Genomic DNA, 24,005 nt, shown 5'->3' with positions numbered 1-24,005 from the left:
GGCTGTCAGGCGACAGCGGTCCCCGCGGGCGGACCCCGAGAAGTGATGGCGTGCACGAGGAGCAACTGCCGCGGCCGGCCCGCAGCGCGCGGGCGATGGCGCCGGATGCGGGGGCGGTGGGCGGGTGCCGGGAGCGCGAGAGGCACCCGCAGCGGGGCGACGAGCCACCCCGCGAAGGCGCGCGCGACGCGGAAGACCGCGCGTTCGCCGTGCGCGAGCCAGAGGCCGCAGAGGAGCGCGGCGAGAAGGTGGGCGGCGAGCATGCCGGTCGGCGACATGCCGCTCATGTCGTGGCCGCCGCCCATGTGTTCCATGTGCTCCATGGAAGAGGCCGAGGCCGAGGGCATCGGCGTCGTCCCCGATGCGGTCATCGGCGCTGCCATGGCCGAGCCCTGGCCCGTCCCCGTCGCGTCGGCGCCCATCGGCGCCGCGCAGAGCATGTGCTGCACCCACCGCCGCGAGAGCGTGGCTCCGCCCGCGGGCTGCGCGGCGGCCTGCGCCAGGGAGAACCCCGAGTGCAGCGCGGCCTGTGCGGCCACCGTCACGGAGACGACCAGCGGCAGCCCCCGCTCGCGCCCGGCCAGCGTCCACGCCGTGCCGCCGACCGCGACGGCTCCGGCACCCAGCGTCCACGAGGGCACCGCGGTCCCGGACATCAGCACGTGCCCCAGGGCAGCGAGCAGTACACAGGCGGCGGCGAACACCGCAGCCCGTACCGCGCGAGAACACCACCCGTCAGTCATGGCGGGGCCATCTTTGCATTCGCGCCCCTCCTTTCACGGAGGGGTACGCGAATTCGACCCGGACCGCTCACCCGCCCCGTACGTGTGAGTCACGACACAACGACCCCCGGGAACTGGGCGGCCCTCCGCTCCGACCTCTGGGGAGGACCGCTAGCGCGGCCGGACCACGACCGCGTCGGCGCGGATGCTGCCCCCGTCCCGGAAGTGCAGCGTGAACGGCACCGTGTCGCCCGCCTGCCACCGGCCGCGCGCCCGCAGCATCACGTTGGTGCCGAGCGGCGACATCGCAAGGGTCCCGTGCGCCGGAACCTCCACCGACGCGGCGCCGCTCATGTACGCAGCCCGGCCTTCCGTGGTCCGGTGGCGGCCCAGCATGGTCTGGTCGGCGGCCGGGGAGTCCGAGGTGATGCCGGTGAGACGGTCCGCCGATCCGCCCCTGTTGGTGATGCGGAAGTACGCGGAGGTGTCCCTCGTGTCCCCGTACGGCAGGAACACCCGCCCCGTCCCGACCTCGATCCGCGCGGGCCTGCCCGCACCGCCCGCGCCCACCCACGTGGTGAGCCCGCCGAGCGCGACGGCACACGCCGTGACGGGTGCGAGCGCCGCGAGCAGGGGTGCGCGCAGGCGGCGGGCCGCCGACCGGAGGTCCTCGCTCATCGCGTGCCGCCCTTCCGCGCCCGCGCCGGACCCGGCCGCCAGGTGCGCAGCCGCAGGCTGTTGCCCACCACCAGGAGCGAGCTTGCCGACATCGCGGCGGCCGCGACCATGGGGTTCAGCAGGCCAACCGCCGCCAGGGGCACGGTGACCGCGTTGTAGCCGAAGGCCCAGCCGAGGTTCGTCCGGATCGTGCGCAGGGTGCGCCGGGCCAGCAGGACCGCGTCCGCGACGGTCTCGATGTCGCCGCGTACGAGCGTGATGTCGGCGGCCCCGATGGCCGCGTCGGTGCCGCCGCCCATGGCGATGCCGAGATCCGCTCCCGCGAGGGCCGCCGCGTCGTTCACGCCGTCCCCGATGACCGCGACACGGTGGCCCTGCTCCCTCAACTCCCTTACGAGATCGGCCTTCCCCTCGGGTGTACAGCGTGCGTGGACCTCCTTGATGCCCAGGTCGGCGGCGACCGCGCGGGCGGTCGGCCCACTGTCCCCCGTGGCGAGCACCGGACGTACGCCGAGGCGGCGGAGCCGGTCGACGGCTCGGTAGCTCCCGGGGCGCACGACGTCGCCGATCGCGATCAGGGCCTGGGCCGTGCCGTCCACGCGGACCACGACCGGGGTGTGCGCGGCGGCCTCGGCGGCGCTCAGCGCACGGGACAGCTCTTCGGGCAACTCACCCTCGGGGGCACCGACTTCCACGAAGCGGCCCTCGACGCGGCCGCTCACCCCGCTGCCCGGAGTGGCGTGGAACTCGGTCACCTGCGGCAGCGGATGCCCCGCATACGCGACGACCGCCCGGCCCAGCGGATGTTCCGCACCCCGCTCCACCGCACCGGCGAGCCGCAGTACGTCCTCGCGCCCGACGCCGTCCGCCGTCACGGTGACGCGGGCGACGCTCATCCGCCCGGAGGTGAGCGTGCCGGTCTTGTCCAGGACGACGGCATCGACGTCCCGCAAGGTCTCCAGGGCGCGCGGTCCCCGCACCAGGACGCCGAGTTGGGCACCACGGCCCGTGGCGGCGAGCAGGGCGGTGGGGGTCGCGAGGCCGAGCGCGCAGGGGCAGGCCACGACCAGGATCGCCACGCATGCCGTCACGGCGGACTGCGGGGCGGCTCCCGCGCCGAGCCAGAAGCCGAGCACCGTGACGGCCAGCGCGAGCACCACCGGCACGAACCCGCCCGCCACCGTGTCCGCGAGCCGCTGGGCGCGCGCCTTGCCGGCCTGGGCCTCGGTGACCAGACGGGTGATGCGGGCGAGCCGGGTGTCGGCGCCGACCGCCGTGGCGCGCACCAGGAGCAGCCCGCCGACGTTGACGGCGCCACCGGTCACCGACGTCTCGGGGCCGACCTCGACGGGCTCGCTCTCCCCGGTGATCAGGGAGAGGTCCAGGGCCGAACTGCCCTCCCGCACCACCCCGTCGGTGGCGACCCGCTCCCCCGGGCGCACGACGAAGCTCTGGCCCACGCGGAGGCGGGCGAGGGGGATGCGCCGTTCCGTGTCGCCGTCGCGGACCTCGACGTCCTTGACGGTCAGGCCCGCGAGCGAGCGCAGCGCCGCGCCCGTCCCGTGCCGGGCGCGCGCCTCCAGATACCGCCCCGTCAGGACGAACAGCGGTACGGCGACCACCGCTTCGAGGTAGATGTGTGCGGCCCCGTCCGGCGCGGACGGCAGCAGGCTGAACGGCATCCGCATGCCGGGGTCGCCCGCGCCGCCGAGGAAGAGCGCGTACGAGGACCAGGCGAAGGAGGCGACGACGCCGAGCGAGACGAGGGTGTCCATGGTCGCCGCCGAGTACCGCAGGCCCCGCAGCGCGCGGGCGTGGAAGGGCCAGGCACCCCAGACGGCGACCGGCGCGGCCAGCATGAAGCACAGCCACTGCCAGTTGCGGAACTGCAGGGCGGGCACCATCGAGAGGATGAGGACGGGGGCCGCCAGCAGGGCCACGATCAGCAGGCGGTCGCGGTCGCTTTGCGCCTGTTCTCCTTGCGCCGCCTGCTCTCCTTGCGCCTGTTCCGGCTCTCCAGGCCCCGCAGGCGCGGGCTCGGGGAGCGGTTCCGGCTGCCGGACGGGTTCCGCCGTGCAGCCCGCCCGCTCCACCGCCGCGACGAGTTCGCCGAGGGGGACGGTGCTCGGATGGGTCACCCGGGCCCGCCCGGTGGCCAGGTTCACCACCGCGCTCACGCCGTCCAGTCTGCCGAGCCGCTTCTCGACGCGCCCCACGCAGGCACCGCAGGTCATCCCCCCGACGGTCAGATCGGTGATGACGTCGGTGTCCGCTCCGGCGGCGGCCGCGGACCCGCTCATCGGCCGCCGCCGGAGTGCATGTCCCCCATGTCGCCGCCCCCATGCGATCCGCCGTCACCGCCGCCGGGCCCCTTGTCCGTCCCGGTCTCGGTCTCGGTCCGCTGCATTCCGGGTGCGACAGGACCGACGGCCTCCCCCACGGCGTACGACACCGCGAAGATCACCGCGAGCAGCGCGAGAAACCCGCAGAGCAGGGGAAGTTGGGGGCGATCGCTCATCGCCGCTCTCCTGACACTCGTGAACGCGACAGCGCGGATCCGTCGCGCCCGCGCCTCTTCAGGTCAGGAGTCGGCCGCGGAGGAGCCCCAGTTCCCGTGAGGCACGAGACCGGCGCACGAGACCGACGCACGAGACGCTTGACCTCAACCAAGCTTCAGGAATGAGGCTTGCCCCATGAACAGGACATCGGCGACAGCCGCGGAAGCCGTCGCGGACTGGTTGACCCAGCACGCTCACCCCATCAACTCCTTCGACACCAACGCGACGTCGGACGACCTGCGCCCACTGGCCGACGCGGTGGCGGATGCCGAGATCGTCGCGCTCGGCGTGGGATCCCGCGCCACGCACGAACTGTCCGTCCTCCAGCACCGGATGCTGCGCCTGCTGGTCGAGGAGCACGGGTTCAGGTCCCTCGTCCTCGAAGGGGACGATCCGGCACGCCTCGGCCTCGACGCGTACGTCCTGACCGGGGCGGGCGATCCGGAAGCGGTGCTCGCCGAGGCCCGTCCCTTCTGGCGGACGGGGGAGAGCCTCGACGTGCTGCACTGGATGCGCGCCCACAACGAACGCAACCCGCACGACCCCGTCCAACTGGCCGTGCCCTCCTCGCAGTCGCCGCCGCCCGGCGCGGGTCTCGCGGAGATCGAGCGGGACATGGCCGACGAGGCGATCCGGTGGCGCGAACGCACTCGCCAGAAGACCGTCTACTGGGGTGGCCTCGCCCACACGGCCGTCGGCGACCCCCGGTCGGTCTCCTCCCCGGCGCCCCAGACCCACCGCAACGTGGGCGGCCACCTACGCGAGCACTTCGGCAGCGGCTACGCGTCCGTCGGGCTGACCTTCCACCACGGCATCGACCACCCGGTTCCGCCCAGGGAGTTCGCCGAAGCGCTGCTCGGCGCGGCGGACCTGCCCGCGTACTCCCTGGACCTGCGCGCGCGCCGCCCCGCCGCCGTCGACGCCTGGCTCGGCGCCCCGGCCATGACCCGCGTCGTCGGTCCTTTCTACGACGCGCGCGAGGACGCCGACCACCACCTGTCGGGCGGCTCCCTCGCGGAGTGGTTCGACGCCGTGGTGCATGTCCGCGAGGTGACGCGGGCCAGGCCCCTCCAAGGTTCCTGAGGGGCCCAGCGTCATTCGAGCAGGTCAGACATGGGCGGGCATCTCATGGGCGCCGACTACCGCTTGGGCCTCGGCGGCCAGCTCCCGGCGGTCGGACCCGTGCAGCGGGGCGTGCGCGGTGACCCGCACGGTCAGCCCCCGGGCGCGGGCGACTCGGTGCAGCGAGGCCCCGAAGGTCTCGTCGCCGAGGAAGGCGGCGGCGGTGCTTCGGGTGCCGTGCTGGTAGTAGCGGATGGTCACGGGCCGCACGGGTGCGCCTGCATCGGCCGCCGCCTGGAAGGTGGCCCGACGGAACCGGCCGCCGGGCACGGAACACCAGGTCGTCGCCTGCGGGAAGACGAGGACGGAGCGGCCCGAGCGCAGGGTCGACGCCAGATCGGCCACCGCGTGCGGCAGTTGGCGCAGCCCGTCGCGGTCGATGAACTGGGACCCTGCCCGCCGGGCGAGCGCGCCGATGACCGGCCACTGGCCCACCTCCCGCTTGGCGAGGACCGTCACGGGCTCGACGGCCAGCAGGCTGACGACGTCCAGCCAGGAGATGTGATTGGCGACGATCAGGGTTCCGGGCCGCGGGCCGTTCACCGTGCTGGGCCACGGGCCGTTCACCGTCAGCCTCTCCGGCCCCTCCTCGACGCGTACGCCGAGCGCGCCCAGGATCCCCCGGGCCCGCACCCGCAGCGCGTGGGGCTCGGCGAGGCGCTCGCCCTGCGCCACGCCCAGGCCGATCTCGTACGCCAACGCCGCGTACCGGCGGACCAGTTCGGCCCGCGGCACCCGTGGCACCGGGCCCGTGACGCAGGCCGGGGTGCACAGCGCGCCCGTGGCTCCCGCGGGGCTCATGGCGTCTCCCCCAGGAAATAGCGGCGGTAGCGGTCGCCCAGCCGGTCCATGTCGAGGAGGACGAAGAAGTCCGCGACGTCGAACTCGGGGTCGTGCGTGGGCGCCCCGCACATCCACGCGCCGAGGCGGAGGTATCCCCTCAGGAGCGGCGGCAGATCGGCATAGGTGGGCCGGTCCACTGTCGGCCCGGTGGGCACCCACGGGCGCCGGGGCTGCACCCGCAGCTCGGGCGGCGACGCGTGCTTGGACGTGCCGAGCAGCCAGGCACCGGCCGCCGCCTTGCCGCCGTCGGACAGCGGCACCGAGGCGCAGCCCGCCAGATAGCGGTGGCCGGAGAGCAGGACGTAGCGGGCGAGCGCCGACCACATCAGGTTGATCACCGCACCGGAGCGGTGGTCCGGGTGCACGCAGGAGCGGCCCGCCTCGATCATGGAGGACCGCAGCCCCTCCAGCGCGCGCAGATCGAACTCGCTGTCGGAGTAGGACCGCTCGGCCCGCCCGGGAGGCAGCAGGCGGTAGGTGCCGACGACCTCGCCGGTGGTGGTGTCGGTGACGATCAGGTGGTCCGCGAGGTCGTCGTAGGGGTCCACGTCGTGGCCGGGCAGGGAGGTGTGGAGCGTGGCGCCCATCTCCTCGCCGAAGACGCGGTACCGCAGGCGTTGCGCGGCCCGGATCTGCTCCTGGGAGTCGGCGATGGAGGTGACGTACGCGCTGGAGACGGCGGGGCTTGCGTGAGTGGCGGGAGCGCTGGGAGTGGCGGGAGCGGTGGGCGTCGAGGCAGCGGATGTCGAGGGCATGACAGATCCGGTCTCCGTTCGGGGAGGGGCTCAGGCGTCGCGGCGCCCGAGGATCACCGTGGACAGGGTCAGGGAGGCGGCCGTCCAGGCTGCGAGGAGCAGCAGCCCGGTCGCGGGGCCGTAGAGATCCGCGTCGGCCGTGAGGAACTGCGTGCCCGCCGCCTGGGGCAGGAACTGCGCCAGGTTCGTGAGGAAGTCGAGGGGAATCGATTGGAGGATCGTCGGCACGATGAGCAGCAGCACGAACAGCACGGTGATGGCCCCGGCTGAACTGCGCACGATGGCCGCGAGGCCGACGGTCAGGACACTCATGAGCATCAGGTGAACGGCGACCGCAAACACCCGGCCCGCCACCTGCGCGCCATCGGACGTCGACTCCTCCAGGGCCGCCGCCCCCGCCACGACCCCGAGCACGGCGAGCACGATCCCGGCGGCGAACGCGACGGCCCCCACCGTGAGGCTCTTGGCGATCATCAGGCGTGCGCGGTCCGGCACGCACTGGAGGGTGTTGGTGATGCTGCCGGTGGCGTACTCGCCGGTGACGCAGAGCAGGGCGAGGCCGGCGACGACGAACTCGACGCCGTAGACGGTGGCGAGCGTCGCGGGATCGGCGACCGACGCTCCCGCGTCATGGGTGACCACACCGACGCACGTGGCCGTCACTCCCATCACGGCGGCAGCAGTCAGCAGGAAGTACCAGGTCGAGCGGAGCGAGAACAGCTTGGTCCACTCGGCGGCCACGGCCCCGCGAAGACCGCCGCCGCCTGCCGTACGCAGCGACGCCCGGCCGCCCCGTGCGGATGTCTGGATGCCGTTCACAGCCGTGCCTCCCCGAACTCGACGCTGCCTGCGGTCAGTTCCATGTACGCCTCTTCCAGTGACGCCTCGACGGCGCGCAGCTCGTGCAGTCGTACGTGGCCCTCGTGAGCCAGATCGCCGACGCGCTCCGGCGTCAGGCCCGTCACCACCAGCTCGTGCGCCGAGACCCACTGGATGTCGTGCGCCTCCGGCACGAGCCGCTCCGCCAGGGCGTGCAGGCCTTGCGCCTCGGGCCCGCGCACGCGGACCGCGTTGCGGGAGCCGCGCGCGAGGATGTCCTCCATCGGCGCGTCCGCGATGAGCCGTCCCCTGCCGATCACGACAAGCCGGTCGGCGGTGACCTCCATCTCGCTCATCAGATGGCTGGAGACGAACACCGTCCTGCCCTGCGCGGCGAGCGACCGCAGGAAGCCCCGGATCCAGAGCACGCCGTCCGGGTCGAGCCCGTTGACCGGCTCGTCGAGCATCAGCACCTCCGGATCGCCGAGCAGCGCTGCCGCGATGCCCAGGCGCTGCCCCATGCCCAGCGAGAAGGAGCCCGCCTGCTTGCCCGCCACATCGCCGAGCCCCGTGGCCTCAAGGACCTCCTCGACGCGGCGGGCGGGGATGCCGTGGCTGCGCGCCATGGCAAGGAGGTGCTTGTACGCGGTGCGCCGGGGGTGGACGGCCTTGGCGTCCAGGAGCGCGCCGACCTCCCTGAGGGGATGCGTGTGGTCGGCGTACCGCTTGCCCTTGATGAGGGCGGTGCCCGATGTGGGGTGGTCAAGGCCCAGGATCATGCGCATCGTGGTGGACTTGCCCGCGCCGTTCGGCCCGAGGAAGCCGGTGATCTTCCCGGGCGCCACCTCCAGGGACAGTGCGTCGACGGCGGTCTTCTCGCCGTATCTCTTGGTCAGGCTCCGCAGCGTGAGCATCGTTCCCCAAGTCCCTCTCCGTGCCCACGCATTCGGTTCGCGTCGGCGGTGATGACAGGGACGCTACGAAGCGGGGCGGCCGGGGACAGGGGACCTTGGTCAGCACCTGCCCTGCACTTTCGTCAGGTCCCCGGCACACGTCCCTCACGGTCCACGGCGGCCGGGTAGCGTGCTCGCATGATCCGAGTGCTGCTTGCCGACGACGAGGCGATGATCCGGGCCGGGGTGCGGGCGATCCTGGGCACCGCCGAGGACATCGAGGTCGTCGCCGAGGCGACCGACGGCCGCGAGGCGGTCGACCTCGCGCTCAAGCACCGCCCCGACGTCTGCCTCCTCGACATCCGGATGCCCCGGCTCGACGGCCTCCAGGCCGCGGCCGAACTGCACAAGACCGCGCCCGGGACGGCGGTGGCGATGCTCACCACGTTCTCCGAGGACGAGTACATCGCGAGCGCGCTCGGCTCGGGCGCCGCCGGTTTCCTCCTCAAGTCCGGCAATCCGCGCGAGCTGATCGCCGGGGTCCAGGCCGTCGCCGGGGGCGGCGCGTATCTCTCCCCGTCGATCGCACGGCGGGTCATCTCCCACCTCGGCGCGGGGCAGCTCGGCAAGCAGGCCGCCGCGCGGGCCCGCGCCGAGGAGCTGACGGCGCGCGAGCGCGAGGTGCTCGCGCTGGTCGGGGCCGGTCTGTCGAACGCGGAGATCGCCGGACGGCTGCATGTCGTCGAGGGCACGGTGAAGGCGTACGTCAGCCAGGTCCTCGCCCGTCTCGGCTTCAAGAACCGCGTGCAGGCCGCGATCCTGGCGTACGAGGCGGGACTCGTCGGCGAGGAGTGAGCCGGGCGCCACGAGGCGATCCCCTACTTTCGTCAGGGGCGCGGGCCGGGGGTGATCGGCGATGCTTGGCGGATGCGCGGCGTACACGGCTGGCTTCCCCGGCTCTTCGACATCGGACTGTGGCTCGTGGTGTGCGCACCGCCGGTCTCGGCCGCCATCGGCCTGGACGGACCCGACGCGGTCGTGGCGGCCGTGGGCGTCCCGCTGCTCGGGGGCGCCGTGGCGGTCAGCAGGCGGTGGCCGCTGGTGGCGCTCGCCGTGCCCGTCGCGCTGAGTCTGATGACGGACGCGGAGATGCTGACGCCCGTGTACTGGGCCGCCCTTGCCGTCCTCGGGTATCTCGCCGGCAGCCGCAGCGTCGCGGTGCGTCCCGCGCTGTGGTTCTTCGGGGCGGTCTCCGTGGCCGGGCTCGTGCTGTGCGCGGTCGTGTCGAACGATCTGTGGGGCTGGCCGTCGATGCTCCTGACGCTGCTCATCGGCGCGGTGCTGCCCTGGCTGCTCGGCCGCTACCGCCGCCAGTACGCCGACCTGACGGCCACCGGCTGGCGGCTCGCCGAGCACATGGAGCACGAGCAGCAGGCCGTCGCGGACCGCACCCGCATCCGCGAACGGGCCAGGATCGCGGGCGACATGCACGACTCGCTCGGCCACGACCTGACGCTCATCGCGGTCCAGGCGGGCGTCCTTGAGGTCGATCCCACTCTCGACGCCCGGCAGCAGGCTGCCGTCGGCGAACTGCGCGAGGCGGCCGGGGCGGCGACCGAACGGCTGCGGGAGATCATCGGCGTGCTGCGGGCGGACGACGAAGTGCCGCCCAGGGCGCCTTCGGAGGAGAGCGCGGACGCCGTGGTCCAGCGCGCGCGGGCCTCCGGGGTCGAGGTCACGCTCGAACGGTCGGGGGCCACGGACGACCTGCCGCCGATGGTCGGGCTCGCCGTGCACCGCGTGCTCCAGGAGTCCCTGACGAACGCGGCCAAGCACGCGCCCGGCGCGGCGGTGCGGGTCCGCCTCGCACGGGACGGCGACACGTTGCGCCTGACGGTGGCGAACGATCCGGCCGGGGCGGGGCGCCTGCCCGGGGTGGCGTCGGGCGGCAGCGGCCTCGTCGGCCTCGACGAGCGGGTGCGCCTGGCGGGCGGCACGCTGCGCGCGGACCCCACGGACGACGGCGGCTTCGCGGTGACCGCCGAGCTGCCCGCGGCGGGTGCCGCCCCGCGCGCCGTCGACGCACCCCGGCCGACCACATCCGCGCGGGAGTTGGAGCAGGCCAGGCGGCAGGTCAGACGGCGGCTCGTCCAGGCGGTCCTGGCCCCGCTCGCGGTCCTCGCCGGGATCCTGCTGCTCATGATCCCCCTCAGCCTGATCAGCTCCGTCTTCTCGGTCCTCGACCGTGAGGTGTACGACGGCCTGACGGCCGGGGAGCCACGCGACGAAGTGGAGTCCCGGCTGCCGGACTTCACCAGGGACGGCCCGCCGGACGGCGCGCCCGCGACGCCGCGCGGCCAGGACTGCGCGTACTACAGCACGCGCTTCATGTCGTCCGACGGCTACCGCCTGTGCTTCGCCGACGGGCGGCTCGTGTCCAAGTCGGTCGTGGGTGAGGGCGACTGAGGGAGCGCCCGTGTGACCGTACAGAATCAGGCAGGCAGCACCCGCGAACGAGAGGCAGTCATGGCGACGACGCACCACGAACCGGCAGGCCGGCTCCCCCTGGAGGGCATCACCGTCGTCAGCCTCGAGCAGGCCGTCGCCGCTCCCTTCGCCACCCGTCAGCTGGCCGACCTCGGCGCCCGCGTGATCAAGGTCGAGCGCCCCGGCGGCGGCGACTTCGCCCGCCGCTACGACACCACGGTGCACGGCCAGGCCAGCTACTTCGTGTGGCTCAACCGCTCCAAGGAGTCCCTCACCCTGGACCTCAAGTCCGCGGAGGGCATGGAGATCCTGCACGAACTCCTCGCGGGCGCCGACGTGTTCGTGCAGAACCTCGCCCCCGGCGCGGCCGACCGCCTGGGCCTGGGCGCGGACGAACTCCAGTCCCGCTACCCGTCCTTGATCCCCTGCACCGTCAGCGGGTACGGAACCAGCGGCTCCTGGGCAGACCGCAAGGCCTACGACCTGCTCGTGCAGTGCCAGACCGGGCTGCTCTCGCTGACCGGCACACCGGACGAGGCCGTGCGGGCGGGCATCTCGGTCGCGGACATCGCGGGCGGGATGTACGCCTACACCGGCATCCTCACCTCGCTCTTCACCCGGGCGACCACCGGACGCGCACCGGCCGTCGAGGTCTCCCTGTTCGACGCGCTCGGCGAGTGGATGAGCCAGCCCGCGTACTACACGCGCTACGGCGGCACGCAGCCGCCGCGCGTCGGCGCACGGCACGCGACGGTCGCGCCTTATGGCCCGTTCACCGCGTCCGACGGCAAGGACGTCCTGCTGTCCGTGCAGAACGAGCGCGAGTGGGCCGCCCTGTGCGAGCAGGTCATCGGGCGGCCCGAGCTGACCGACGACCCGCGGTTCGCCACCGGATCCGACCGTGTCGCGCACCGCGACGAACTCGACGCGATCATCTCCGCACGCTTCGCCGCGCTCGGCAGCCAGGAGGCGATGGAGCTGCTCGACCGCGCCAACATCGCCAACGCGGGCGTCAATTCGGTCGCCGAGTTCCTCGACCACCCCGCGCTCGGCGAACGTGACCGCTGGCGGGAGGTCTCGATCCCGGGCAGCCCGTCCCCCGTGCAGGCGCTGGTGCCGCCCGCGGACCTGAGCGGCGTGGACCCGCGCATGGATCCGGTACCGGCCGCGGGCGAGCACACCGAGCGGATCCTCGGGGAGCTGGGGCGCGGCCCGGACGACATCGCCCGGCTGTGCGCGAAGGGCGTCTGCGGGTGAGCCTCACCCGCCCGAGCCCCCTCAGGCGACGCCGAGCCCTTCGAGCACGACGGCGCCCGGCAGCTCGGCGAACGCCTTGCCCGGCACGATGAGCTTGCCCCTGCGGCGGCCGCTGCCGATCAGGACGTACGGCAGGTCGACGACGGCGGCGTCCACGAGCAGCGGCCAGTCGGCGGGCAGGCCGACCGGGGTGATGCCGCCGTACTCCATGCCCGTCTCGCCGGTCGCCGTGTCCATGGGTGCGAACGAGGCCTTGCGGGCGCCGAGTTGGCGGCGCACGGCGCCGTTCACGTCGACGCGGGTCGTGGAGAGGACCAGGCACGCGGCGAGCGAGGCCTCGCCGCCGCGCTTGCCCGCGACGACGACGCAGTTCGCGGACTGCTCCAGGATGTCCTGGCCGTAGTGCTCCACGAAGGTGGCGGTGTCGGCCCACTGCGGGTCGGTGTCGACGTACAGGATCTGTTCGGCCGGTACGGTCCCGCTCCAGCCGCGCACGGCGTCGGCGACGGGCCCGACCAGGAGGTCGAGGGCCTCGGGCGCGGGGCGGACGTCGTCGAAATCTCCCATGGGTGCACGCATGGCCGCACGCTAACAGGCGCCCTGGCCACGGGCCTTGGCGTCTCACTGCGCGGGCGCCGGTACGGCTCAGTGCACCTTGGTACGACTCAGTAGGACGAGGCGTGCGCGGGCGGCACGGACACCGACATCGTCAGCTCGACCGGCTCGGCGCCGTTGTTGTGATAGCCGTGCGGCACGTTCGCCTCGAACGTCGCGGACGACCCCGCGGCCACCAGATGCTCCACGCCGTCCACGAGGAGCGTCAGCTCGCCCGCAGTGACGTGCAGCAGCTCGATGGTCCCCGGCGGGTGCGCGTCGGAGTCGCTGCCCTCACCGGGCACCAGCTTCCACGCCCACAGCTCGAAGGGCCCGCGCGCCTCGGCCCCGACGAGGAGCGTCGTACTGCTGCCCGCTTCCGTGGACCACATCCGCACCGCCTGCTCCGGCGGCACGAGCCGGACGTGCGAGCCCTGCTCGTAGTCGAGGAGCGTGGTGATGCTGACGCCCAGGGCGTCGGCGAGCTTCACGGTGATGCCGACGCTGGGGTTGGTCCTGGCCTGCTCGATCTGGATGATCATGCCGCGGCTGACGCCCGCGCGGGCCGCGAGCGCATCGAGCGTGAAACCGCGTTCCGAGCGCCAGCGCTTGAGGTTGCGCGCGAGCGACTGAGTGAGCTGGTCGAGGTCCGACACATTCCGTCCAATATTTTGGATGACAGAGTTCAGGATATTGAACTACGGTGTGGTGCACTTAAGGGTTCACCACACTGTACTGCGAGGATCTCCGATGACAGCACTGTTCGCGCTGGCCACCAGCCTGATGTACGGGCTTGCCGACTTCGGCGGCGGACTGCTGACCCGGCGCATCCCCGCGCTCACCGTGGTCGTCGCCTCGCAGACCATCGCCGTGACCGTGCTCGGCGTGATCGTGGTCGCCACGGGAGGCTGGACGGAGTGGGGGCCGCAGCTGTGGTTCGCGGTGGCCGCGGGACTCCTCGGCCCGGTGGCGATGCTCGCCTTCTACAAGGCCCTGGCCATCGGCCCCATGAGCGTCGTCTCACCGCTCGCCTCCGTGGGCGTCGTCGTACCGGTGGCGGTGGGTCTCTTCCTGGGCGAGCGGCCGGGAGTCCCGCAGTTCGCCGGGCTCACCGTCGCCATCGTGGGCATCGTGCTCGCGGGCGGCCCCGAGCTGCGCGGCGCCCCCGTGCAGCGCCAGGCGGTCCTGCTCACCCTGCTCGCGGCCTTCGGCTTCGGCGCGGTCCTCGCCCTGATCTCCGAGGCGTCGAGCAACCTCACCGGCCTGTTCCTCGCCCTGTTCGTGCAGCGCGTGACGAACGTGGCCGCGGGCGGGGCCGCGCTGTTCGTCTCCGTGCAGCGGGGCGGCGCCGCACTCCCCGAGGGCATGGGCATGGGCGTGCTCTGGGCGGCGCTCCCGGCGCTCGCCTTCGTCGGCCTGGCCGACGTCGCGGCCAACGGCACGTACTCGATGGCCGCCCAGAACGGCCCGGTCACCCTGGCCGCGGTGCTCTCCTCGACCTACCCGGTCATCACGGCACTCGCGGCACGCGCGGTACTGAAGGAGCGGTTGCGCGGGGTGCAGGCAGCCGGGGCGGGCCTGGCACTGGTGGGCACGGTACTGCTGGCCAGCTGAAACGAGCCAAGCCGCGCCTACCCCTCCAACTCCCCCAGAGCAAGCAACTGTTCCGGCGTGACCCCATCAGGAATGGGAACAGGCGCAGGCGTACGCAACGGCGGCTGCCACCCGGCCTCCGCGTCCCAGCGCCGCACCACGCGCGCAGGCGCCCCGGCCACCACAGCGTGGTCGGGAACATCGCCGCGGACGACCGCACCCGCCGCGACCACGACATTGCGACCGAGCCTCGCACCCGGCAGGATCACCGCGTTCGTGCCGATCCAGCAGCCGGGGCCGATCTCGACGGGCTCCATGCGCGGCCACTGCTTGCCGATGGGCGTGTGGGGATCGTCGTACGAGTGGTTCGTGGACGTCACGTACACCGTGGGCCCGAAGTAGCAGTCGTCGCCGATCGTCACCGTCGTGTCGGCGATGACATGGCTGCCGCGGCCGAGCACGACGCCGTTGCCGATGCGCAGGATCGGGTCGGGGCCGAGGTCCAGATCGGGCATCATCCCGGCGGTGAGGGTGACCTGCTCGCCGATGATGCAGTGGTCCCCGATGCGGATCCAGGGCTCACCGAAGACGGTCCCCAGCGGGAAGGCGAGCTTCGTGTCCTGGCCGATGGCGCCGAACCGCAGCCGCCCCGGCCGCTGCGCGGTGACGGCGCCCGTGCGCTGCACCCACGCCCAGCCCGCGTGGACGACGCGCTGGGTCGCGCGGCGCCGCCAGTCGGCGACCGCGGATGAGAACGTGTTCCTGTTCTTCGGCACGCGCTCACGTTACTCAGCCCCGGGCGGCCCGGTGAGCCCGGCCCCCTGTGATCTTCACCCCACACGGCGTCGCGCCTGCCGCCGTCCCGTACGGTTCCGCCAGGCGCGAGACACGTACGAATGGAGAAATCCGATGAGCCACGAGGCACTCATCACCGGGATCGGCGGCAAGGACCCGAAGATCGATCAGGACGCCTTCACCGCGCCCACCTCGGTCGTCATCGGCGAGGTGACGCTGCACGCCGGGGCGAGCGCCTGGTACGGGGCGGTGCTCCGCGCGGACGGCGGGCCCATCGTCGTGGGCGCCGACAGCAACATCCAGGACAACTGCAGCCTCCATGTCGACCTGGGCTTCCCGATGACCATCGGCGAGCGGGTCTCGGTCGGCCACAACGCCGTCCTGCACGGCTGCACGGTCGAGGACGACTGCCTGATCGGCATGGGCGCGACGGTCCTCAACGGCGCGGTGATCGGCGCCGGTTCGCTGGTGGCGGCGCAGGCGCTGGTGCCCCAGGGGATGGTCGTACCGCCAGGCTCACTCGTCGCGGGCGTGCCCGCCAAGGTGCGCAGGCCGCTCACCGACGAGGAGCGCGCGGGCATCACGCTCAACGGCACGATGTACGTCGAGCTCGCCAAGGCCCACCGGGACGCCCACGCCAAGTGACGTTCAGTCGGCGGCCGGAACGGCAAACGGCTCGGCCGCCGTCTTCTCACCGCTTCCGGCCTGTGCCGCGTCGGCCTGTGCCGCGTCGCGGGCCGCCGCCGACTTCTTGGCGCGGCGCTTGACGAGCAGCATGGAGCCGACGCCGATCAGCACGGCGATGGCAAGGCCGAAGTACGAGAACCGCTTGAGCCAGTCCTCGGCGACGACACCGATGTAGTAGATGACGGCCGTGGTGCCGCCCGCCCAGACGATGCCGCCCAGGACGTTGGCGATGAGGAACTTCCAGTACGGCATGCGAAGGACGCCCGCCAGCGGCCCCGCGAAGATCCGGAGCAGGGCGACGAAGCGGCCGAAGAAGACCGCCCACATGCCCCACTTCTGGAAGGACTGCTCGGCGCTGCCGACGTTCGCGGCGCTGAAGTGCTTGGGAAACTTCCGTTCCAGCCAGGCCAGAAGTGGCCGGCCGCCCTTGCGTCCGATCGCGTACCCGATGGAGTCGCCGATGATGGCGCCCGCGGTGGCGCAGATCCCCAGGATGACGGGGTTGAGCTCGCCGTGCTGCGAGGAGAGCAGCGCCGCCGAGACGAGGACGATCTCGCCGGGCAGCGGGATGCCCAGGCTCTCCAGACCGATGACCACGCCGACCAGCGCGTAGATGCTGACGGCCGGTACGGTCTCCAGCCATTCCTGGACGTGCAACGCCGGTTCCTCCTGTGCTGGTGTGCCTGTACCCGGCGTGCGCGTTCCCCCCAAGATCGCGCACGCCGGGCAGCCTACCCGCTCACCCGGCGTCGGCCGGGGCGGAGCCCTTGAGGTCCTCGCGGTCCCACAGGTCACACCGGTGCTCACGGGCCACAGCGGCGCTCAGCTCGTTCCCGCCCGCGGACGCGGTGCGCAGCGAGAGCACCGTGCCGGGCCGGGTCCGCTGGTCGGGCGCGGTGGGCTGGCCGTCGGCGCGCGGGGCACCGCCGTGGATGAAGGAGCCCCAGTACTGGACCATCTGCCGCGCCAGAGTCCGCTGTTCCGCGTTGAGCGGCGTCGCGAGCCCGAAGTGCTTGAAGAGGTACTGCACTTCGTTGACGTGGGTCGCCCCGAAGTCGAACGTCCTGCCCGCCTCGCGGATCGAGGCGAAGGGCGGCGAGGTGCGGTCGGCGAACTCATAGGCGTAGACGGGGCCGCGCCCTGCGAGGGAGCGGTCCATGCGCAGCGCCGTGCAGGCGAACATCATGTCGCCCTGGGCGGCCGCGTACGCGTGCGTCGGCGAGGCGTACCCGGACACCGGATAGCGCTTGAGGACCTTGGCGCCGAGGTCCTCGCCGTACGCCCGGGTGAGCGCGCCTGGGTACTGCTCCTCGGTCAGCGGCTTGCCCTGTCCGTCGAACTGCCCGTAGGCGAAGAGCCGCCCTTCGTCGCTGTTCGCCCCGTTCAGGACGGGCACACGCGAGGCACTGCCGTCCTGGTACGCCTCCTCGGGCTGGACCGGCAGGAAGTCGCCGCCCGCCACCGGACCCCAGTCGAACCCGGCCTGCGCCGCGAGGATCTGGGCGGCGGGCTTCTTGCGCAGACAGGCGAGCGCCGTCGCCTGGTCCGGGCAGCCCGCCTTCTTCGCGAAGGCCGCGCCCTGCGTGAGCGCCTCCTCGCGCTCGCGGGCCGCGCAGTCCCCGTAGGCGCCGCTCTCCACGATGCCCGCGCGGTAGAGGCCCTCGGCGGTGGGCGAGGCGAGCTGGGTGCAGACGGAGCGGCCGCCTGCCGACTCCCCCGCGATGGTGACGCGCTGCCGGTCGCCGCCGAACGAGCCGATGTTGGCGCGCACCCAGCGCAGGGCCGCCTGCTGGTCGAGCATGCCGTAATTGCCCGAGACGCGGTCGGACGCCTCACCGTCGAGGCTCTTCCCGGCGAGGAACCCCATCGCGCCGAGGCGGTAGTTGACGGTCACGACCACGGTGCCGGTGCGCCGGGCGAAGGCGTCGGGCACGATGTCCTCGCCCGCGCCCGCGGTCAGCCCGCCGCCGTGCAGCCAGACCATGACGGGACGCTTCTTGTGCTGCCCGTCGGGTGCGTAGACGTTGAGGTCGAGGCAGTCCTCGGTGTGGCTGGGGTTCTCGTACCCGGGATCCCAACTCGCGCTCTGCACGCACCGGTTGCCGAAGGAGGTCGCACCGCGCACGCCCTGCCAGGACTTGGCGGGCCTGGGCTCCTTCCAGCGCAGGGCGCCGACGGGCTGCCGCGCGTACGGGATGCCGAGGAACTGCCGCCCTTCGGCGGTGGTTTCACCGCGCAGCCAGCCCGCGTCCGTACGGACGAGCGTGCCGCCGCCCGCGCGGGGCGCGTCCTCCCGCGCGGTGGCCTGCGCGGCGTGCGGGGTGAGCATCGCCGCGGCGGCTGCCGCCATGGCGACGAAGGCGGTTGCGGCGCGCCGCGCCCGGCCCGCTCCGCGTCTTCCCGTGCTGCTTCGACCTGTTCCTGTCGTGCGGCTCATGCGGCGACTCCCCTTGATGAGATGACGTCGACCCACTGGCGGCGGAAAACTATGGCGGTTACTGACTCGTGTCAATGAGTTGAACAGAAGACCGCCCGGAACGGCGGGATGAGGTCGGAAAGAACGGCGCCGCGCCGGTCGGGACCCCCGTGGCCCGGCCGACGCGACGCCGCTGTGTTCAATGAACGTACGGAAGCGAACGCCCCCGCGCGACTCAGTTATTGGGGCGCAGCGTCCACACGACGGTCATCTCGCCGGTCACGGCGCCGTCCTCGCGCTGGATCGCGATCGCCACCGGGAACTCGGGGCGCTGCCCCGCGTCCAGCTCGGCGACGACCTCGGCGGCCGGGCGGCCGAGGGTCGCGGTGGCGGTCACCGGCCCCATGGCGAGCTTCTTGTACGCGATGTCGGCGCGCACGGCGAGCGGCACGGCCCGCGAGAGCTGGTCCCCGAACGCGGCGAGCACGATCGCACCGCTCGCCGACTCCCCCAGCGTGAACATGGCTCCGGCGTGCGGCCCGCCGACGTGATTGTGGTACTCGGCCTGGTCGGGCAGGGCGACCACGGCCTTCTCGGGCGTGGTCTCACGGAACTCGAGGTTCAGGGTCCGGGCCATCGGCACGGTTGCGGCGAGCATCTCGCCTATCGACATCTGGTCAGCGCTCATGGCCGGGATGTTACCCACGAGTAGCGTTCTTTGGCCAGGAGCCCGCCCGGCGTAGATCGCCGTCACCTATGGTTGCTGCGCATGTGGCCAGGAGAGCAGCAGCCCGGGGGCGGGCCGAACCAGCAGCCGAACCCCTACCAGCAGCCGGGATATCAGCAGCCTGCGCCCTGGATCACGCCGACCGTTCCCGGCGGTTCGCCCCAGGCCCCGCAGGGCGGCGGAGGCAACGGCGACGGCAACGGCAACGGCAACGGCAACGGCAACAAGACCAAGGTCATCGCCATCGTGGCCGCCGCCGCTGTCGTGGTGGCCGCCGGTGTCACCGGCTTCCTGGTCCTGGGCGGCGACAAGGACGACAGCGCCGAGCCGGACCCGGCGCGGTCCGCGTCCACCTCCCCGAGCCCGGCCGAGTCCGAGGGGTCCGACGCGCGCGGTGTCGACGGCGGGCCGAAGCCGACCATTCCGGGCTGGAAGGCGGTCACGAACGCCGAGCGGGGCATCGTCTTCGACGCACCCCCCGAGTGGGAGCTCAAGGCGCGCGACTGGGTGGACGCCGTCGGGGAGGCCGACGACGAGGACAGCATCCTGATCGGGATGGTGGCACCCGCCGCGCTCCAGCAGCAGTGGTGCGCGAGCGATCCCGACCGGGACGGCGTCAAGGACTACACGCCGCTCGCGGAGGCGGGCAGCAAGGGCAACCGCGGCGCGAAGAGCACCGAGCAGATCGCCAAGGAGGACTCGGCGACGTGGGTGTACGGCCAGTACTCCCAGCCCGACCGGAAGAACATCAGGACCGGCGCGGTGGAGTCGTACACCACCAGGTCCGGCATCACCGGCAGCGTGGCCACGTCCTCGGTGTCCGGCGTCGAGAACGAGGACAAGTGCCGGACGGACGGCAAGGCGACCTCCTTCGGCTTCAAGGACTCCAAGGGGAAACTCGTCTCCTGGTCGTTCTTCGGCGCCCGGGGCGTGAAGGGGGAAGTCCCGGACGCGACCGTCAAGAAGATGCTCAGCACGGTGCGTGAGATCGAGCCCCGGCCCGAGTCCTGAGCGACCGCACGATCCGTCCGCCCGCGCCCGGGGCGGCCGTGACGTGTCCGCTCCAACACCCCGTATCGTTTCCCGCCATGTGGCCAGGACAGCAGCCGCCCGGGGGCGAGCAGAACCCGCAGGACCAGAATCCCAACCCGTACCAGCAGCCGGGGTACCAGCAGCCGAACCCGTACCAGCAGCCGGGATATCAGCAGCCGAACCCCTACCAGCAGCAGGGGCCGGGCCAGCAGCAGGGCCAGTGGAGCGCGCCGACCGCGCCCCTGGGCGTCACGCCGCAGCCGCCCGGCGGCAGCGGCGGCGGTGACAGCGGCAACAAGACCAAGCTGGTCGCCGTCGTCGCCGCGACGGCGGTCGTGGTGGCCGCCGGTGTCACCGGTTTCCTGGTGCTCGGCGGCGACAAGGACGACGAGGCGGACGCGAAGCCGTCCAAGTCCCCCGCCAAGTCCGCGCCCAAGAAGCCGGACCCGGCCACGGGCGGCGGTGGGAGCGAACGCGGCAACGACAACGGCCCGAAGCCGGTGGTCAAGGGCTGGCAGGTCGTGGTGAACCCCAAGTGGGGCACCGCCTTCGACGTCCCGGCCGACTGGGAGGTGGAGACGCCCGGCACCTTCATCGGCTTCGAGGACACCAAGAAGGGTGACGGCAGCACGCTCATCGGCATGTCGGCACCCGCGTACTACAAGTCCAAGTGGTGCTCGTCGGACGACGACAAGGACGGCACCAAGGACGACAGCGCCCTCGGCGCCGTCGGCACCAAGGGCGCGAACGGCGCGAAGAGCACCGACGAGGTCGCGGTCAACCAGGTGCCGTGGTGGGTCTACGGCGGGTACACGCAGCCGGACAAGAAGAGCCTCACCGTCCCCAAGAAGGCGGAGCCCTTCACCACGAAGACCGGCATCAAGGGCAGCATCGCGCGCGCCCATTCGACGAACACACCGCAGAGCGGCAAGTGCGACTCGGACGGCAAGGCGATCACCTTCGGCTTCAAGAACTCCGAGGGTGAGTACGTCGCCTGGAGCCTCTACGGCGCGAAGGGCGTCAAGGACGAGATCCCCGAGGCGACGATCATGAAGATCCTCAATACGGTGCGTCTGCACGGGGACCCCACGGAGTCCTGAGTCGTTTCGTACGCCCGCGGGGCTTGTGACCCGATGTGCCGGCCCCCCAGCGGGGGCAGCGATGACATCAGGCCACAAGCCCCTCTATGGTTACTGCCCATGTGGCCAGGACAGCAGCCGCCCGGGGGCGAGCAGAACCCGCAGGACCAGAATCCCAATCCGTACCAGCAGCCGGGGTACCAGCAGCCGAACCCGTACCAGCAGCCGGGGTACCAGCAGCAGCCGCACTCGGGTGCCTACTCGCAGCCGGAGCAGCCTCAGTGGGCCGCGCCCACTCCGCCGCCGATGCCGCCCCAGCCGGGCGGCGGGCAGGGCGGGGACGGGAACAAGACAAAGATCACCGCGATCGTCGCGGCGCTCGCCGTCGTGGTGGCCGCCGGTGTCACGGGCTTCCTCGTCCTCGGTGGTGACAAGGACGACGCGGCGGACGGCAAGCCGGACAAGAAGACTCCCGCCAAGTCCGCGGCTCCGAAGCCGAGCCCCACCGACGACGGCGGCACCGAGCGCGGCACGGGCAAGGGCCCGAAGCCGACGATCGAGGGCTGGCAGGTCGTGGTGAACCCCAAGTGGGGCACCGCCTTCGACGTCCCGGCCGACTGGGAGGTGGCGACCCCCGACACCTTCATCGGCTTCGAGGACAGCGAGAAGGGTGACGGCAGCGCGCTCATCGGCATGTCCGCGCCCGCGCACTACAAGTCCAAGTGGTGCTCGTCGGACGACGACAAGGACGGCACCAAGGACGACACCGCCCTCGGCGCCGTCGGCACCAAGGGCCAGAACGGCGCCAAGAACACCAAGGACGTCGCGCGCAACGACTCCGCGTGGTGGGTCTTCGGCGGCTACACGGACCAGAAGAAGGCCGACAAGAAGAAGATCAAGGTCGGCAAGGTGGAGTCGTACACCACCACGTCGGGCATCAAGGGCAGCGTCGCGACCTCCACGACCTCCGGCGTCACCAAGAACGACAAGTGCGACTCGGACGGCAAGGCCACGACGTTCTCCTTCAAGAACAGCGACGGAGAGTACGTCGCGTGGTCGCTGTACGGCGCGAAGGGCGTGAAGGACGAGATCCCGGACGCCACGGTGAAGAAGATCCTCAGCACGGTACGGCTGCAGGGCGAAGCCGAGGGGTCCTGAGCCGCTGAGCTACTCAGCTACTCAGCTACTGGGCCGCTGACGGGGTCCTGCCCCGGGCGGAAACGGTTTGGCAAGTCGGTGTTCCGGCGGGGATAGTCCCCTGGTGACCAAACCCGCCGCCGTGCGCCGCCCCGCCTGGGCAGGGCGCAACTACAGCCTGCTGACCGCCGCCGCGATCGTGACCAACCTGGGCAGCCACGGCGCCCTGATCGCGGCGGCGTTCGCTGTGCTCGACTCCGGCGGCGACGGCGGGGACGTGGGGCTGGTGGCGGCGGCCCGCACGCTGCCGCTCGTGCTCTTCCTGCTCATCGGCGGCGCCGTCGCCGACCGGCTGCCGCGCCACCACGTGATGGTCGCGGCCAACGCGCTCAACTGCCTCTCGCAGGCGGTCTTCGCCGTGCTCGTCATCTCCGGCACGCCCCCGCTGTGGTCGATGATGCTGCTCACCGCGCTCGGCGGTACCGGCCAGGCGTTCTTCGGCCCGGCGGCCGAAGGCATGCTGATGTCGACCGTCAGCGGAGAACAGGCGAGCCGCGCCTTCGCCCTCTACCGCATGGCGATGCAGGGCGCGGGCCTCGGCGGCGCCGCGCTCGGCGGCCTGATGGTCGCCGCGATCGGGCCCGGCTGGGTGCTCGCCGTGGACGCGGTGGCGTTCGCGGCGGCCGGAGCCCTGCGGTCGTTCCTCGACGTCAGCCACATCCCGAAGCGCGAGCCCGGCGGCGGACTGCTCTCCGATCTGCGGGAAGGCTGGCGGGAGTTCATCGGCCGGCCGTGGCTGTGGGCGATCGTCGCGCAGTTCTCCGTGGTGGTGGCGGTGGTCGGCGCGGCCGAAGCCGTCTTCGGGCCCCTGGTCGCCAGGGACGAGCTGGGCGGCGCGGGGCCCTGGGGTCTGGCGCTCGGCGCGTTCGGTGCGGGCACGGTCGGCGGCGCGTTTCTGATGATGCGGTGGAAGCCGCGGCGCCTGCTGCTCGCGGGCACCCTCTGCGTCTTCCCGCTCGCGTTGCCCTCGGCGGCGCTCGCGGTGCCGTTGCCGGTGTGGGGTCTGGCGGCGGTGATGTTCGTCAGCGGCGTCGCGATCGAGGTCTTCGGCGTCTCCTGGATGACGGCGATGCATCAGGAGATCCCCGAGGAGAAACTGTCGCGGGTCGCCGCGTACGACTGGTTCGGCTCGATCGCGATGGTCCCGCTCGCCACGGCGCTCGCGGGCCCCGCGGAGCTCGCCTTCGGGCGTTCGGCCTCGCTGTGGGGCTGCGCGGCGCTGGTGGTCGTGGTGACCGCGCTGGTGCTCTTCGTCCCGGACGTGCGCAATCTGACGCGACGCACGTCGTCGAAGGAGATCGCCAAGGTGGCCGCTCTCCCGGTCGAGCCCCCGCCCGGCCCCCCGCTCGGAACGTCAGCCGATGCTGAAGGCCCCGCCGGGCGGCTCGGGTGACGCGACCGCGTCCTCGTCCCGCACCGGCTTCGCGTGACCGGTGAAGGCGCACGGCGCCCAAGGAGATCGCCAAGGCGGCCTCTTCCTCTACTGCTCCCCCGGCCGCTCTCCCGATCGAGACCCCGCTCGGAACGTCAGCCGATGCCGAAGGCCCCGCCGGGCGGCTCGGGTGACGCGACCGCGTCCTCGTCCCGCACCGGCTTCGCGTCACCGGTGAAGGCGCACGGCGCCCAAGGAGATCGCCAAGGCGGCCTCTTCCTCTGCTGCTCCCCCGGCCGCTCTCCCGATCGAGACCCCGCTCGGAACGTCAGCCGATGCCGAAGGCCCCGCCGGGCGGCTCGGGTGACGCGACCGCGTC

General features: G+C 72.5%; 24 protein-coding genes. 10 read left to right on the top strand and 14 right to left on the bottom strand.

Annotated elements, in window-relative coordinates; genetic code table 11:
• Positions 1-5 precede the first annotated feature (5 nt).
• From ABZ833_RS18590 to ABZ833_RS18575, 4 genes are all read right to left on the bottom strand, one after another.
• On the bottom strand, positions 6-743 hold the full coding sequence (locus ABZ833_RS18590) for a hypothetical protein (protein ID WP_361047778.1): 738 nt from the start codon (positions 741-743) through the stop codon (positions 6-8).
• Between the two features lie 150 nt (positions 744-893).
• A complete protein-coding gene (locus ABZ833_RS18585) occupies positions 894-1,400 on the bottom strand; it encodes a copper chaperone PCu(A)C (RefSeq protein WP_361047775.1) in 507 nt (168 codons plus the stop codon).
• Complete coding sequence (locus ABZ833_RS18580) at positions 1,397-3,700, bottom strand: heavy metal translocating P-type ATPase (protein ID WP_361047772.1); 2,304 nt, start codon at positions 3,698-3,700, stop codon at positions 1,397-1,399. The genes ABZ833_RS18585 and ABZ833_RS18580 overlap by 4 nt, the downstream gene beginning before the upstream one ends.
• Entirely contained in the window at positions 3,697-3,918 is a 222-nt protein-coding gene (locus tag ABZ833_RS18575) for a hypothetical protein (RefSeq protein WP_361047770.1), read from the bottom strand. Before ABZ833_RS18575 ends, ABZ833_RS18580 begins: the two co-directional genes overlap by 4 nt.
• 175 nt (positions 3,919-4,093) lie before the next feature.
• Between ABZ833_RS18575 and ABZ833_RS18570 the strand changes: the two genes are divergently transcribed.
• On the top strand, positions 4,094-5,041 hold the full coding sequence (locus ABZ833_RS18570; RefSeq protein WP_361047767.1) for an erythromycin esterase family protein: 948 nt from the start codon (positions 4,094-4,096) through the stop codon (positions 5,039-5,041).
• Between the two features lie 24 nt (positions 5,042-5,065).
• On the opposite strand, the gene ABZ833_RS18565 is transcribed toward ABZ833_RS18570, so the two are convergent.
• From ABZ833_RS18565 to ABZ833_RS18550, 4 genes are read right to left on the bottom strand one after another with little or no spacing between them, the layout of a single operon-like run.
• Positions 5,066-5,881, bottom strand: coding sequence for a lysophospholipid acyltransferase family protein (locus tag ABZ833_RS18565; protein WP_361047764.1), 816 nt, complete (start codon positions 5,879-5,881; stop codon positions 5,066-5,068).
• The gene (locus tag ABZ833_RS18560) at positions 5,878-6,678 is read right to left on the bottom strand and encodes a GNAT family N-acyltransferase (RefSeq protein WP_361047762.1); all 801 of its coding nucleotides are present in this window, start codon (positions 6,676-6,678) and stop codon (positions 5,878-5,880) included. Before ABZ833_RS18560 ends, ABZ833_RS18565 begins: the two co-directional genes overlap by 4 nt.
• 30 nt (positions 6,679-6,708) lie before the next feature.
• Entirely contained in the window at positions 6,709-7,497 is a 789-nt protein-coding gene (locus ABZ833_RS18555; protein ID WP_361047760.1) for an ABC transporter permease, read from the bottom strand.
• A complete protein-coding gene (locus tag ABZ833_RS18550; protein ID WP_361047757.1) occupies positions 7,494-8,411 on the bottom strand; it encodes an ABC transporter ATP-binding protein in 918 nt (305 codons plus the stop codon). Before ABZ833_RS18550 ends, ABZ833_RS18555 begins: the two co-directional genes overlap by 4 nt.
• A 177-nt stretch (positions 8,412-8,588) precedes the next feature.
• Here ABZ833_RS18550 and ABZ833_RS18545 point away from each other — a divergent pair, with 177 nt between their 5' ends.
• From ABZ833_RS18545 to ABZ833_RS18535, 3 genes are all read left to right on the top strand, one after another.
• Entirely contained in the window at positions 8,589-9,245 is a 657-nt protein-coding gene (locus tag ABZ833_RS18545; protein ID WP_361047754.1) for a response regulator transcription factor, read from the top strand.
• 72 nt (positions 9,246-9,317) lie between these two features.
• Positions 9,318-10,856 carry a histidine kinase gene (locus ABZ833_RS18540; protein WP_361047751.1) on the top strand — a complete coding sequence of 513 codons (1,539 nt, stop codon included), beginning with the start codon at positions 9,318-9,320 and terminating at the stop codon, positions 10,854-10,856.
• 60 nt (positions 10,857-10,916) lie between these two features.
• The gene (locus ABZ833_RS18535; protein WP_361048733.1) at positions 10,917-12,134 is read left to right on the top strand and encodes a CaiB/BaiF CoA-transferase family protein; all 1,218 of its coding nucleotides are present in this window, start codon (positions 10,917-10,919) and stop codon (positions 12,132-12,134) included.
• Between the two features lie 21 nt (positions 12,135-12,155).
• On the opposite strand, the gene ABZ833_RS18530 is transcribed toward ABZ833_RS18535, so the two are convergent.
• Positions 12,156-12,713, bottom strand: a complete 558-nt coding sequence (locus ABZ833_RS18530) for a YbaK/EbsC family protein (protein ID WP_361047747.1) — start codon at positions 12,711-12,713, stop codon at positions 12,156-12,158.
• Positions 12,714-12,799: 86 nt separating this feature from the next.
• Positions 12,800-13,384, bottom strand: coding sequence for an XRE family transcriptional regulator (locus ABZ833_RS18525; protein ID WP_361047744.1), 585 nt, complete (start codon positions 13,382-13,384; stop codon positions 12,800-12,802).
• Positions 13,385-13,478: 94 nt separating this feature from the next.
• On the opposite strand from ABZ833_RS18525, the gene ABZ833_RS18520 reads away from it, so the two are divergent.
• Complete coding sequence (locus tag ABZ833_RS18520; RefSeq protein WP_361047741.1) at positions 13,479-14,342, top strand: DMT family transporter; 864 nt, start codon at positions 13,479-13,481, stop codon at positions 14,340-14,342.
• Positions 14,343-14,359: 17 nt separating this feature from the next.
• Here the strand turns inward: ABZ833_RS18520 and ABZ833_RS18515 are convergent, their stop codons facing one another.
• A complete protein-coding gene (locus ABZ833_RS18515; RefSeq protein WP_361047738.1) occupies positions 14,360-15,097 on the bottom strand; it encodes an acyltransferase in 738 nt (245 codons plus the stop codon).
• 133 nt (positions 15,098-15,230) lie between these two features.
• On the opposite strand from ABZ833_RS18515, the gene ABZ833_RS18510 reads away from it, so the two are divergent.
• Positions 15,231-15,761, top strand: coding sequence for a gamma carbonic anhydrase family protein (locus ABZ833_RS18510; RefSeq protein ID WP_361047736.1), 531 nt, complete (start codon positions 15,231-15,233; stop codon positions 15,759-15,761).
• 3 nt (positions 15,762-15,764) lie between these two features.
• Here ABZ833_RS18510 and ABZ833_RS18505 read toward each other — a convergent pair whose 3' ends face one another.
• From ABZ833_RS18505 to ABZ833_RS18495, 3 genes are all read right to left on the bottom strand, one after another.
• Positions 15,765-16,460 (bottom strand): DedA family protein, encoded by a 696-nt coding sequence (locus ABZ833_RS18505; RefSeq protein WP_361047734.1) that lies wholly within the window; start codon positions 16,458-16,460, stop codon positions 15,765-15,767.
• Positions 16,461-16,542: 82 nt separating this feature from the next.
• Complete coding sequence (locus ABZ833_RS18500; protein WP_361047731.1) at positions 16,543-18,240, bottom strand: carboxylesterase family protein; 1,698 nt, start codon at positions 18,238-18,240, stop codon at positions 16,543-16,545.
• 214 nt (positions 18,241-18,454) lie between these two features.
• Complete coding sequence (locus tag ABZ833_RS18495) at positions 18,455-18,907, bottom strand: DUF4442 domain-containing protein (RefSeq protein ID WP_361047728.1); 453 nt, start codon at positions 18,905-18,907, stop codon at positions 18,455-18,457.
• 81 nt (positions 18,908-18,988) lie between these two features.
• Here ABZ833_RS18495 and ABZ833_RS18490 point away from each other — a divergent pair, with 81 nt between their 5' ends.
• The 4 genes from ABZ833_RS18490 (at position 18,989) to ABZ833_RS18475 (ending at position 23,647) form a co-directional block, all read left to right on the top strand.
• Complete coding sequence (locus ABZ833_RS18490; protein WP_361047726.1) at positions 18,989-19,957, top strand: hypothetical protein; 969 nt, start codon at positions 18,989-18,991, stop codon at positions 19,955-19,957.
• Between the two features lie 77 nt (positions 19,958-20,034).
• Positions 20,035-21,078: a hypothetical protein gene (locus ABZ833_RS18485; protein WP_361047724.1), complete on the top strand. Its 1,044-nt coding sequence runs from the start codon at positions 20,035-20,037 to the stop codon at positions 21,076-21,078.
• A 99-nt stretch (positions 21,079-21,177) separates the two neighbouring features.
• Positions 21,178-22,215 (top strand): hypothetical protein, encoded by a 1,038-nt coding sequence (locus ABZ833_RS18480; protein ID WP_361047722.1) that lies wholly within the window; start codon positions 21,178-21,180, stop codon positions 22,213-22,215.
• Between the two features lie 100 nt (positions 22,216-22,315).
• The gene (locus tag ABZ833_RS18475; protein WP_361048731.1) at positions 22,316-23,647 is read left to right on the top strand and encodes an MFS transporter; all 1,332 of its coding nucleotides are present in this window, start codon (positions 22,316-22,318) and stop codon (positions 23,645-23,647) included.
• Positions 23,648-24,005: the final 358 nt, after the last annotated feature.

Source organism: Streptomyces sp. NPDC047525 (genome assembly GCF_040643025.1).
In the GTDB taxonomy this organism is placed as follows: Bacteria; Actinomycetota; Actinomycetes; order Streptomycetales; family Streptomycetaceae; genus Streptomyces; species Streptomyces durmitorensis.
Note: the sequence above shows the minus strand (reverse complement) of the source record. Positions and strands in the feature narration are given on the sequence as shown.